Source organism: Bifidobacterium bohemicum DSM 22767 (genome assembly GCF_000741525.1).
GTDB lineage: Bacteria > Actinomycetota > Actinomycetes > Actinomycetales > Bifidobacteriaceae > Bifidobacterium > Bifidobacterium bohemicum.
In genome coordinates, this window is sequence record NZ_JGYP01000002.1 from 110,930 (window position 1) to 123,767 (window position 12,838).

The 12,838-nt window shown below is 57.3% G+C and carries 9 protein-coding genes and 1 tRNA gene; 1 reads left to right on the forward strand and 9 read right to left on the reverse strand.

Features of this window, described 5'->3' with window-relative positions; all coding sequences use genetic code 11:
* Nucleotides 1-206 precede the first annotated feature (206 nt).
* The 4 genes from BBOH_RS02795 to pth form a co-directional block, all read right to left on the reverse strand.
* Nucleotides 207-821 carry an FtsB family cell division protein gene (locus tag BBOH_RS02795; RefSeq protein WP_081930295.1) on the reverse strand — a complete coding sequence of 205 codons (615 nt, stop codon included), beginning with the start codon at nt 819-821 and terminating at the stop codon, nt 207-209.
* 183 nt (nt 822-1,004) lie between these two features.
* Entirely contained in the window at nt 1,005-2,300 is a 1,296-nt protein-coding gene (eno, locus tag BBOH_RS02800) for a phosphopyruvate hydratase (RefSeq protein WP_033521099.1), read from the reverse strand.
* 199 nt (nt 2,301-2,499) lie between these two features.
* Nucleotides 2,500-6,111, reverse strand: coding sequence for a transcription-repair coupling factor (gene mfd / locus BBOH_RS02805; RefSeq protein WP_044098093.1), 3,612 nt, complete (start codon nt 6,109-6,111; stop codon nt 2,500-2,502).
* Nucleotides 6,101-6,700 carry an aminoacyl-tRNA hydrolase gene (gene pth, locus BBOH_RS02810; RefSeq protein ID WP_033521097.1) on the reverse strand — a complete coding sequence of 200 codons (600 nt, stop codon included), beginning with the start codon at nt 6,698-6,700 and terminating at the stop codon, nt 6,101-6,103. The genes mfd and pth overlap by 11 nt, the downstream gene beginning before the upstream one ends.
* A gap of 472 nt (nt 6,701-7,172) precedes the next feature.
* Between pth and BBOH_RS02815 the strand changes: the two genes are divergently transcribed.
* Nucleotides 7,173-8,273: a DsbA family protein gene (locus BBOH_RS02815; RefSeq protein WP_081930296.1), complete on the forward strand. Its 1,101-nt coding sequence runs from the start codon at nt 7,173-7,175 to the stop codon at nt 8,271-8,273.
* Nucleotides 8,274-8,294: 21 nt separating this feature from the next.
* On the opposite strand, the gene BBOH_RS02820 is transcribed toward BBOH_RS02815, so the two are convergent.
* The 5 genes from BBOH_RS02820 to BBOH_RS02840 all read right to left on the reverse strand — a co-directional run bounded on the left by BBOH_RS02820 (nt 8,295) and on the right by BBOH_RS02840 (nt 12,717).
* A tRNA-Arg gene (locus tag BBOH_RS02820) sits at nt 8,295-8,368 on the reverse strand.
* A gap of 94 nt (nt 8,369-8,462) precedes the next feature.
* The gene (gene clpX, locus BBOH_RS02825; RefSeq protein WP_033521093.1) at nt 8,463-9,830 is read right to left on the reverse strand and encodes an ATP-dependent Clp protease ATP-binding subunit ClpX; all 1,368 of its coding nucleotides are present in this window, start codon (nt 9,828-9,830) and stop codon (nt 8,463-8,465) included.
* Nucleotides 9,831-10,064: 234 nt separating this feature from the next.
* Nucleotides 10,065-10,736, reverse strand: a complete 672-nt coding sequence (locus tag BBOH_RS02830) for an ATP-dependent Clp protease proteolytic subunit (RefSeq protein WP_033521091.1) — start codon at nt 10,734-10,736, stop codon at nt 10,065-10,067.
* 2 nt (nt 10,737-10,738) lie between these two features.
* Nucleotides 10,739-11,329, reverse strand: coding sequence for an ATP-dependent Clp protease proteolytic subunit (locus BBOH_RS02835; protein ID WP_033521218.1), 591 nt, complete (start codon nt 11,327-11,329; stop codon nt 10,739-10,741).
* A gap of 83 nt (nt 11,330-11,412) precedes the next feature.
* A complete protein-coding gene (locus tag BBOH_RS02840; protein WP_143242331.1) occupies nt 11,413-12,717 on the reverse strand; it encodes a chloride channel protein in 1,305 nt (434 codons plus the stop codon).
* Nucleotides 12,718-12,838 lie beyond the last annotated feature (121 nt).

Sequence of the window (12,838 nt, forward strand, 5' to 3'; positions counted from 1 at the left end):
TCTGACATACTATCCCCCGACATAGTCACCATCACTGCGACATTCGATCCTCACCGATGTCGAACAGTCGCTGACAGCCGAGCATTGATCGAGCATACCCGAATATTGTGTTCGACTGCATGACGCTCCTGGCCGTCGTGAACCATAGGACATTGAACCTTACCACACAGCAACGGCTTCACGCCCACCGACATAATGCCGGTTCCCTATTGCGGCACGTTGAGGTTCTGCTGGCTTGTCGCTCCGTTGTGAGCATCATTGGCTGCATTGTCGCCGTTAGTCCGGTCGCTTTCCGTGGTTCCTCCTTTGTGCACACCATTATCGTTCGAGGCTTTCGGCAGCGGATCGTCCGCCTTCTTGAGTCCGTAAGCCAATTCACTGTACCAAGGTAAAGGCTTTTGGCCTGTATCCGCCATCTTTTTATCATCATCGGTTTTGGGCCGAACGCCGGTTATCGCCTCGGGATGTTCAACATGTATGGACTGTTCTCCCGGAAACACGAAGCCGAGTCGTTCCCTGGCTTGAGCGGTGACGTAGGCCTTGTCATTCCAACGGGAAATGTCGTTTTCAAGATTCTGCTTCTGGACAATCAGCGCAGCCTCCTGACGTTTCAACCCGTTCAGATCGGCCAAATTAAGCGCATAACTGTGGAATGTCGCAATGAGTTGAATGGCGCCAAGCGCTATAACGAACAACGCAACGAAAAAAGGCAACGGGCCGGAACCGCGACGTTTGGAATGTTCGTTTCCGTGCCGTTCCGAAGAGACAGTCGGAGTAGCTTTTTGACGACCATTTCCAGCCCTGCCACGTGATGTACCCATGGATACGAAATTACCCCGCATATACGACTTGAATCAAAACAACTGACGGCGCTCGCCACTTTGCGGCGTGCGTTGGCATACAAGTCGGCCTCGACTGCGAACATATCACAGTCGAGGCCGACTTCAGAATCACCATTCTTAAAGTTGCGAAAACCTCAAGAATTCAGCCAAGTCCTTGCAAGACTACTTCACATACTGTTTGCAAGCCTTGAAGGCGGAGTAACCGGCATATTCAGCGGTGGAGCCAAGCTCCTCCTCGATCTCAAGCAGGCGGTTGTACTTGGCGATACGCTCGCCACGAGCCGGGGCACCGGTCTTGATCTGACGGGTGTTCTTGGCCACGGCCAGGTCGGAGATGGTGGTGTCCGGGGTCTCACCGGAACGGTGCGAAACCATGGAGGTGAAGCCATTGGCCGTCGCCAATTCGATGGCGTCGAGGGTCTCGGTGACGGTGCCAATCTGGTTGAGCTTCACGAGCAGGCTGTTCGCGGCCTTGAGGTCGATGCCCTTCTGCAGACGCTTCGGGTTGGTCACCAGCAGGTCGTCACCGACGAACTGGAGCTTGTCGCCCATAGCAGCGGTGATCTTCTGCCAGGCGCCCCAGTCCTCTTCTGCGAACGGGTCTTCGATGGAGACCAGCGGGTACTTGGAGACGAGATCCTTGTAGTAGTCGAGCATGTAATCGGCATCGCGATCAGCACCGTCGAAGTGGTACTTATCGGTCTCCTTGTTGTAGAACTCGGAGGAAGCCACGTCAAGGCACAGACCGATCTGACGGCCGGGCTCGTAACCGGCGGCCTCAATGGCGCGCATGATGTACTTGAGGGAATCCTCATTGTCCTTCATCTTCGGAGCGAAGCCGCCCTCGTCGCCAAGACCCGTATCGTGGCCGTCCTTCTTGAGGATGCCCTTGAGGGTGTGGTAGACCTCAACACCGGCACGCAGCGCGTCGCTGTAGGTGTCGAAGCCATAAGGGGAAATCATGTATTCCTGAATGTCGGTGGCGAAATCAGCATGCGCACCGCCGTTCATGATGTTCATGTTCGGAACCGGCAGGATGTGTCCGTTGGTGCCGCCGATGTAGCGGTACAGCGGCAACTCGGCGGACTGAGCCGAAGCATAGAGAGCCGCAAGGGACACGCCGAGGATGGCGTTGGCGCCGAGCTTGCCCTTGTTGGGGGTGCCGTCGAGCTCGATCATGGTCTCGTCAAGGGCACGCTGATCGGTTGCGTCCATGCCGATGACCTTGGGGGCGATGACCTCATTCACGGCCTTCACCGCGTCGAGAACACCCTTGCCCTGATAACGGGACTTGTCGCCATCGCGACGCTCCCAAGCCTCGGCCTCACCGGTCGAAGCACCCGAAGGCACCAGACCCAGACCTTCGGCACCGTCTTCGGTGTCAAGAACAACCTTCACGGTCGGGTTGCCACGAGAATCGAGAATTTCGCTAGCGTATACGCTTTCAATTGCTGCCACAATCGCTCCTTACAGCTTTGTGTTATTACCATGTTCAAGAATAGTAGTTCTCAAGGACGGAAGCCAACAAAAGATGTTGGTTTTATGTTAGCGCTCACATACTATGCTCAAGCTCACCGCCGTCGCCAGCGACGGAACTGGCCGTCCGGCCAAGACAGACCTGCAGACCACAGAAGCCCCCCCCCCAGAACAGCACGACCTATCGCGCAGTGACACCGCCTTTCCATGCCAAGTCATCAAGCAGTTGATCGGCCCAAGCCATGATTTCCGAGTTGGTCATCGGAGTGCCGCCCAAAGTCCCAGCGAATGGTGCGGGTATGAGCAAAGTACGGGTCACCGGTCTGTATTGCATGCCCCGGTAAATGCGTGACAGTCGCAACTGCAACGATTCAGGCGGGTCGACCTTCGCCACACGCACGCGGGACCCCTGAGTGACGATTTCGGAGATACCAAGTTCACGGGCCCTGCTCCGAAGACGTGCCACATCGAAAAGAGTGTCGAACTGTTCGGGCAACGAGCCGTAGCGATCGCTCAACTCCTCGCGCAATTCGGCCAGGTCGCCCTCGGTACGAGCCCCGGCCAACTTGCGGTAGACTTCGAGACGCAACTTGTCGGAGTCGATATAGTCCACCGGAATGGAAGCTTCAACCGGCAGGTCGATGGTGACAGCGACCGCTTGTTTGCGCTCCGGCTCTTTGTACCGTTCGACCGCATCGGAAACCATGCGCACGTAGAGGTCGAAGCCGACCCCCTCGATATGACCGCTTTGCTCACCCCCGAGCAGGTTGCCCGTACCCCGCAGCTCAAGGTCCTTCATCGCCACATCGAAGCCCGAACCCAAGGCCGTGTTCTGCGCAATGGTGGCAAGCCGATCGTGTGAATGTTGGGTCATCGGCTTGGCCGGATCGTACAGAAAATAGGCATAGGCGCGTTCTCGCCCTCGACCCACGCGACCACGTAGCTGGTGCAGTTGCGACAGTCCGAAACGATCGGCGTGGTCAACGATCAACGTGTTCGCATTCGAGACGTCGAGCCCGGTCTCGATGATCGTGGTGCAGACCAGCACGTCGATGTCGCGTCGCCAGAAGTCCTGAATGATCTGGTCGAGCTGCTTTTCGCCCATCTTGCCATGTGCGATGCCCAGCCGGGCTTCAGGGACGAGTTCATGGATCGTTGCGGCCACCTTGTCGATGTCGTTGACTCGGTTATGCACATAGAAAACCTGTCCGCCGCGCAGAAGCTCGCGTCGGATCGAAGCGGTGATCTGCTCGTTCTCGTACGGCCCCACATAGGTCAAAACCGGCAGTCGGTCCTCCGGAGGCGTGGACAGCGTGGACATCTCACGGATACCCGTGACGGCCATCTCAAGGGTGCGCGGAATCGGGGTCGCGGAAAGGGACAGCACATCGATATTGGTGCGCAGGGCTTTCAGTGTCTCCTTGTGTTCGACGCCGAAACGCTGCTCCTCGTCGATGATCAACAGTCCCAAATCCTTGAATTTGATTTTGGGGTTCAACAACTTGTGGGTGCCGATGACCACATCGACCTGCCCTGAGGCCAAGCCCGCAAGCGTCTGATCGATCTCCTTTTTCGACTGAAAACGGCTCATGGCCGCCACCGTGACCGGAAAACCGTCATAACGCTGGGTGAATGTCTCGAAATGCTGCTGCACCAACAGCGTGGTCGGAGCGAGCACCGCCACCTGCTTGCCATCCTGCACGGCTTTGAACGCCGCGCGTATCGCAATTTCCGTCTTGCCGAAACCCACGTCACCGCAAATAAGCCGGTCCATCGGCACCGGTTTTTCCATATCGGCCTTCACATCGTCGATCGCCGTAAGCTGGTCGGCGGTCTCCTGATACGGGAACGAATCCTCAAGTTCCTTCTGCCAAGGCGTGTCGGGGCTGAAGGCAAACCCTCTGGCCTGTTGACGCGCGGAATATAGTTTGACCAGATCGTCCGCGATCTCCCGCACATGTTTACGGGCGCGGGCCTTGGTCTGCGACCAGTCCGAACCTCCAAGCTTGTTGAGTTTGGGGACTTCGGCGCCGATGTACTTAGAAACCTGATCGAGCTGGTCAGTGGGGATAAAGAGCTTGTCCGGTGGCGCATTGCGTTTTGGCGGCGCATATTCGATGACCAGATACTCACGTGTCGCCCGGTTGCCGCCCGCACCGACGGTACGCTGCTGCATTTTCACAAAACGACCGACGCCATGCTGCTCGTGGACGATATAGTCGCCCTCTTTGAGCTCCATGAGGTCGAGGGCCTTGTGTCGACGACGTGGGGTCTTGACCCGTGTCGCCGCGCTCGTGTGACCGGTAAGGTCACGTTCGGTCAAAACGGCGAGTTTCGAAGCCTCATCGACAAAACCATTGACGGCATCAGAACGCACCTGCGTGAATCCCGAGACACCGGTGGCACCGAGGGCCCGTCGCAAACGAGCAAGTGTGGTATCAGAAGCCGCAGTAAGCACCACGTCGAAGCCTGAGTCAATCAGCCCCTCGACGCCTTTCGATGCACGATCCTCCTGCCCACGATATTCCTGTGGTGCCGTGGCATTGAGGTCCACGCGGCCGGGCACGGAACCATCGACACCGAACGAGGTCAGGCGGTAAACCTCGTGATTGGAATATTCAAGTCCCGAAATGGTTTCATCGAAGTCAGCAAAACCTGCGGTTTCGAAGCTTATCGGAGCGCCGGCACCGTGACCGCTCGCAGCAACATGCCAGCTGGCGGCAAGAAACTCGTTGGCCGTCTTGGAAAGGTCTTCGGCGGCGCGACGCAGCTTCTCCGGATCAGACAGCAGAATCACCGCGTCATCAGGCAGCATGGAGGCGACCGGCTCCATGTGGTCGATCAAGGCGGGGATAAGCGATTCCATGCCTCCGACCCCTATGCCGTCGGCAATGGATTTGAGCATGTCGTCAGCGTTGGGAATCTGTCCGATCAGCGACTCAGCCCGTGTCCGCACCTCATCGGTCAGCTGCAGCTCACGGCATGCGGTGGCCCATACCATGTCGATCGGCTCACCATATGTGCGTTGATCGGAAGCGTGGAACTGACGAATGGAGTCAATTTGGTCACCGAAGAACTCGATGCGCACAGGATGAGGCAACGTAGGTGGAAACACGTCGAGGATGCCGCCGCGCACAGCGAATTCACCACGGTTGACAACCAGATCGACGCGGCTGTATGCGTTCTCGACCAGGCAAGCCGAGGCTACATCCAACGCCATCTCATGGCCTGCGACGAAGACCAGCGGCTCGACATCCGCCAGTCCTTCGACCACCGGTTGAATCAGCGAACGCACAGGCATGACCAACACACGAACCGGGCCGAACATGGCGCTACCCTCTTGCGGATGCTTCAGCCTGCGGAAGACTGCCATGCGGCTTGCGACGGTGTCCGCGCGCGGGGAAAGCCGCTCATGCGGCAATGTTTCCCATGCCTCAAGCTCGGCCACTTCGCTGGCGGCGCCCGAGTACCACGAACGTATCGAGTTGACGGTCTCCTTGGCTTCACGACTCGAAGAGACGATCATGACCACAGGCGCATATTGTGCCTTGGCGGCCGCCAACGCCGGGCGAATACCAGCCGGGGCACCAACGATGATTGCCCGATCACCCTTGCCTTCAGGCGGCTGGACATCGCCGGTCATCAGATCACGAAACGCCTCGTCATCCTCCAACCGTGTCAACAAATCGGACAGGGATCCCACCCGATTTGATTCCGAATTTGCACGAATCCGTGCAGACGCGCCAGAATTCGCGTCGTCACTGCCCTGCGATGATACTTCCTCACCGACCATTAAACCGCTCCTGCGCCTTGTTCAGACCATCGAACATCACCGTCTCCACCGCATCGGCCCCATCGGCCAGAAAATCGGGCATGGCCTTGCGCTGCGCCGGAGCAAAACCGCCCAGCACCCAATTGACGGTGTTCTCGTGTGCGTGCGCACCGCGCTCGGCATGACCCGTCCCCATACGCACTCGGGCATACGCATTGGTTCCGAGCGACTTGTCGATGGAGCGAATACCGTTGTGCCCGCCAGCGGAACCGCCGGCCTTCACTTTGATGCGTCGGAAATCGAGATCCATGTCATCGTGGATGACAACGATATGGTCCGGAGCGATATCGTAGTATGCGCTGATGGATGAGACCGCATCGCCCGAATCGTTCATGTAGGTCAGAGGCTTGGCCAGGAAGAACTTGACGAACCGGCCTTCAAGGTTCATCACGCCTTTGCCGAAATCGGCCAACCCCTTGTGATCATGAAAGGCCACCGACCAGCGCTCGGCCAGCGCGTCCGCGACCATGAAACCCATGTTATGCCGTGTGCCTTCATATTTTTTGCCGGGATTGCCCAATCCTGCGACCAACCAAAATTCCGATGCCATCTCCCAAGTCCCTTTGTATGCGTCCACGTTCCGTGTCATGCCATGTTGTCGCCGCTTAATCGGAATCTCAGGCATGCAAAACCCGCCGAACCATGCCGACGGCACCATGATAACGACCGCAACCGACTCGCGGCACGCCCGGCTAGGTTCTCGCCATTCAACAAAGCCCCTGCGCGGATGGAGACCGCAAAGACCGTGATCGCCTCTTCCGACAACACGACATAACTCGATTCACGACCTTTCCATACCGAAAATCGAGCGAAAGTGTCTGTGCGGCCGCCACGAACAAGGTCAGAAGTGATTTTTGGCGAAATACCGAAGTTAACTGCTCAGAACCAAATCTGCATGACAAAATACAAGCCTCTCACCATACCCCTTGACATATGGGCGCTATCGAACCTTATCGATATAATGCAATAACAAATTATATTGCAACATTACAACATGCCAGAGGCGTTGTTAAAGGAGAGTCATGCCACATCCCGCACCCAGGCAGAACAGTATGCACAAAATGAATGTACCCGACCAGAACTTAGATGGCATCACGCCGAACAGCGATCCAATGAACCAACCAACCCGTAGGCTTGGCATACGTCGCATAAGCAAAACCGTTCTCGCCACGATATCGATCCTGCTGGTATTCCTGCTGGTGATCGCCGCAAGCGTATACGTCTGGGGACGGGAGTCAAGCGAACCATTCGCATACCACGCCTTGCAACGTGTCACGGTCAGGCCGTCCAGAGCTTCGACGCAAGGTGGATTACCGGCCGAAAAAGACGCGAACCACAACCCGAAAGCCCCCACAGTCGAGTTCTTTATCGACTTCGCATGCCCCGATTGCGCCGAACTTGACGAGATTCTGGTACCCACCCTGCGCACGCTGCAACGAGACCGACAGATTAACGTCCAAGTGCATCCTATCGACTTTTTGGACTCCTCCGAAAACGATCATTATTCAAAACGAACCGCCAGCGCCGCAATGTACATCGCGGAGCATGAGCCAAATAGACTGTTGGATTTCACAAGTGCAATGCTCGACCAAAAATTCCAGTCAACCCACGCCAACGGCACCCATCTGAGCAACTCGGTGATCCAACAGCAGGCGATCAGGGCGGGCGTCAGTCCATCGGTCGCAAAGCACGCCACAGATGGCACCTACGACCTGTATGTCGCGAAAGCAACCAAATACACAACCAGCCGCAGGGATCTTTTCGTCGACGTTGACGGTCATCGCCGTTTTTCGACACCGACGATAGCCATCAACGGCAAGCTGTGGCAATATCGACAATTATCCGACATACACGATGTTCCCGATGCGTTGGTGTCAAGCATCGGGCTGACGAAGGAACAGGCGGGGACAACCGCCCTCCCTTCGATTGGAGCTCACGGATCGGCTTTGCCGATCGGGAACCGGGCATCGGGCTGGAAGACCGGGTTCCGAAAACCGGGTGACTTCCCGACCGAACCGGTTAGCGCTGATGAATCAGAAGAAGGCAATCACACTGCACCAGACGCGGTTGAGCCTATGAAATCCGATTCGGAATATCAAACAGAAATACATTTCTTAGGATAATGCACAATGCGACAATGAAAGTGCGCCCGGCAGGATTCGAACCTGTAACCTGCTGATCCGTAGTCAGCTGCTCTAATCCATTGGGCTACGGGCGCAACGTTGTCGTCATTCCGACAACTCAACTAGGATAACTCAAAACCTCGATAAAGCCAACATGGCGTGTCGTCGCATACCGCCATTTTTGACGTGTCATTTGAGCAGCAGACGTCCCTTCGTCTTCGGCAGAAGCTTCGGCATCCCCTGTCCGTTGACCGCATCCGCATCCACAATGACCTCACCGATGCCGTTCATCTCCGGCAGACGGAACATCGTGTCCTCGAGCGTGTGTTCGATAATCGAGCGCAGACCTCTGGCACCAGTGCCATTGGCATCCGCGGTCTTGGCAATGGCTTCGATGGCTCCATCGGTAAAGGAAAGGGTCACGCCGTCCACTGCGAAAAGTTTGCCGTATTGCTTCGTCAACGCATTGACCGGCTTGGTCAGAATGTCCGCGAGATCATCACAAGTCAGTTCATCCAACACGCTGACCACCGGAAGGCGACCAATGAATTCCGGCAACAGACCGAACTTTTCAAGATCATCGGCGGCAACATGACGCAACAGCCGCTGACCCTTTACGGTCATCTCATCAGATGAACCCGCTACGCCTGACGCTGCCTTGAAACCGCTGTGGCGCACGCCCAGGCGCTCGGCGACAATACCGTCAAGCCCAACGAAAGCGCCTCCGCAAATGAAAAGGATGTCGCGTGTGTCGACCTTGACCGTTTGCTGTTCACGGTGTTTGCGGGTGCCCTCCCCCGCAAGGGGAACCGAGGCCACGCTGCCTTCCAGGATCTTCAGGAGCGCCTGTTGCACACCTTCACCACTCACATCGCGCGTCAGAGAGTTGTTTTCACAGCTTTTACGTGCAATCTTGTCAATCTCGTCGATATAGACGATTCCGCGCTCTGCGCGAGCCACGTCGCCATCGGCCGCTTCCAACAGACGCTGCAACACGCTTTCCACATCGTCGCCTATGTATCCGGCCTCGGTGAGCGTGGTGGCATCGACAATGACGAAAGGCACGTTCATGACTTTGGCAAGGGTCTGGGCGAGATACGTTTTGCCTACTCCCGTGGGTCCTAGAAGTAGAATATTGGATTTAGCGACTTCCACCCCGGCATATGGGTTACTCGCGCGCGTCGCGGTGCTTCTTTTGCCATCCGCCGGTTGATCGGGCGAAAAGGACTGAGCCGGGGGACCGGCATAATCAACAGCCTGCATATTCACACGTTTGTAATGGTTATATACAGCAACGGAAAGCGTCCGCTTGGCTTGGGGCTGCCCGATGACATAACGATTAAGAAAAGCATCGATTTCAGACGGCTTAGGCAGTTTGAGCGCATTGAAATCAACATCAGCCTCATGCTCGTCGGAGATCATGTCGGCGCATAAGGCGATGCACGCGTCGCAAATCGCCGCACCCTGCCCGGTGACAAGCTTGTGGACCTGTCTTTCGGTCTTGCCACAGAACGAACAGCGCGGCACGCTGTTCTTGTAGCTCACCACGTCACCCATGCCGCCTCTTTTCCCGATTGCGTTCCGGCATTGGTTGCGGTGCACCTAACCCCGTCCGCAATGCGTATTGCCAAATGCCGAAATTCAAATTCATCGGGCTCCACTCTACCGCACCACGCAGTCAACCAGCACAACATGGAAGAACCCGGAAAACGTACTGCGCCGTCTCCCCACCTGTACCCAGACGGAGCAACGGCGCAGTATCACTCGACTTGACGGAACGCACTGACCTGATTACTTGCGGTTAGCCAACACCTCGTCCACCATCCCGTACTCCTTGGCTTCCTGAGCCGTCAGGAACGTGTCGACCTCGATATCCTTACGGACGCGTTCGACCGGTTGACCCGTGTGCTTGGAAAGCGTCTGCTCAAGCCATTCACGCATACGCAGCATCTCTTTGGCCTGGATTTCGATTTCCGTGGCCTTGCCCTGCCCCTGGTCAATGGCCGGCTGATGAATCAGCACGCGCGCATTCGGCAGCATCAGGCGTTTGCCGTGGGTACCGGCGGCCAGCAATACTGCGGCAGCGGATGCGGCCTGACCCAGGCACACCGTCTGCACATCGGGCTTGATGTACTGCATGGTGTCGTAGATGGCCGTCATGGCCGTCATCGAACCACCTGGAGAATTGATGTACATCATCACATCACGGTTCGCATCCTGGCTTTCAAGCACAAGTAGCTGCGCCATGACGTCATCTGCGGACGAATCGTCAACCTGCACACCCAGGAAAATAATCCGATCCTCAAACAGACGACTGTAGGCATCCTGCGTCTTCATGCCATACGGCGTCTTCTCGCTGAACTGGGGCATGACGTAACGGCTTTCCGGCCGGAACCCGGCCACGCCACGCGAACCCGCCATGCGCTCGGCGCGCGCTACGAACTTCGCTTCCTCACTTGCCATGTTCACTCCCCATCCTTGACCGCGTTCATCGTGCCGGGCGTCGTCACGATCTTGTCGAAGAATCCGTAATCCAAAGCCTGCTGGGCAGTGAACCAGTGATCGTATTCATTGTCCCGGTAAATCTCCTCAATCGTGTGCCCGGTCTGCTCGGCGGTCAATTGAGACATGGTCTTCTTCATGTCCATAATCAGCTCCGCATTGATACGGACATCGGTTGCGGTGCCACCGATGCCGCCGGAAGGCTGATGCATCAGAATACGAGCGTGCGAAGTGGCGAAACGCTTGCCCTTCGTGCCGCTGGAGAGCAGGAACTGCCCCATGGAGGCGGCCATGCCGATGGCGACCGTGGCCACGTCCGGCTCAATGAGCTGCATGGTGTCGTAAATGGCCATACCGGCGGTCACCGAACCACCGGGGGAATTGATATACAGCCAGATATCTTTCTTCGGATCTTCCGCCGCGAGCATAAGCATCTGAGCGCAAATGACATTCGCATTGGAGTCCTTGACTTCATCACCGAGCCAGATGATGCGCTCTTTCAAGAGTCTGTTGAAAATGGGATCCGTGACGGACGGGGAACCACCCTCGTCCATCGACGGCGTAGACGTCAGCAATCCTGCCACCGTATCTCCTTTTATATTCATCATTGGGTTTCTTCTTAGAATACTACCCTGCCTCATACGACAGTCCGATCCGTTTTGCGCACAGCACGACGACGCCATTGTGAAAACCCAATTTGCACTATCTTCGAAACCATCATAGAAAGAGCCACCGCCAGCCCCACCGGCACGAAGTACGCCATGGGCGCCTGGGTCAGCTCCATGACGAGGCACATCGCCATCAGAGGAGCCTGCTGCGAAGCTGCAAGCAAGGCAGCAGCACCGACCAAGGCGCAGGCCGTCACGCTGGAGCCCGGCACCATAAACGCCCAGGCCAAGCCCAGGATGGCGCCCAACGTCGCCCCGATCGAGATACCGGGTTGCAACACGCCTCCAGAGGCACCGGAACGAATCGTAGCTAATGTCAGTACGATTTTAGCCACCAGAAGCCCGACCAGCATCAGCAAGGCCGCGACGGATGCATGGCCTGGCACCGAAAAGGCGTGTTGGGCCACGGAACGTCCATTGCCCATCACCTCAGGCAGCCATATCGCCACAACACCCGTGGCAAGCGCGGCAAGCGGCAACATCCACACAATTGAAACACCTTGTGGCTGATGTGAACCGGCCCACTGTGATCCGGCTCTGAAAGCGGTGCCCATCAGCCCGGCAAACACCCCGCAGGCCACCGCAAACACGGAGAGGCTCAGTGGAGGCAGTCCAGCGCGCCCCAAGCCAGACATGTCGTAGAAGACACCCCTTCCACCGATCAGACCAGCCGACCAAGCCGAAACGGCGGAGGTTCCAAGGGCCAAGGCCACCGTCTGACCAGTCACGTCGGTGAGCAATATCTCAACGGCGAAGAACGTGCCGGCGAGAGGGGCCGCATATACCCCAGCAAGCCCCGCGGCGGCCGCGACCGCGACTATCAGCCGGCGATCATGGTCGGTCAGTCGAAACACCTTGGCGAAGCGTTGCCCAAGCATGGCGCCGAATTCGCGCGGCGCCACCTCGCGTCCTATCGATGCGCCCGATCCCACAATGAAAATCTGCAACAGAACATGCACGGTGGTCTGCCAGCCTGGCATCGTCCGCCCATCCACCGCCTGCGCCACCGAAGGCACCTTCTTCGTACGAGTTCGCAACAGCCACCAAACGGCGGCAGCAACGGTGCATCCGACGGAAACCGAGACCACGCGCCGCAACGGCGGAACGACGAGCGGACCAGACGCCGAGGGACTTTCGGCGTATCCCATCATGAAGCGCTCAACCAATACGAGCAACAGGCGCAACAGACCGGAGCTGACCCCGACGACCGCGCCAAGCACCATGACGGCCAGAGCCATGAATCCCAGCCGCCTCACCCGGCTATATTGGCACATACCTCTCCCCATGCTTCGTTGTCCGTTCAGAATCACTCAGGGCCTTACCGTGGCCGGACCTCGGATATGGTACGGGACGGGAATCCAGAAAATGCTGGACCCCGTCCCGTCGCCCTTTTAT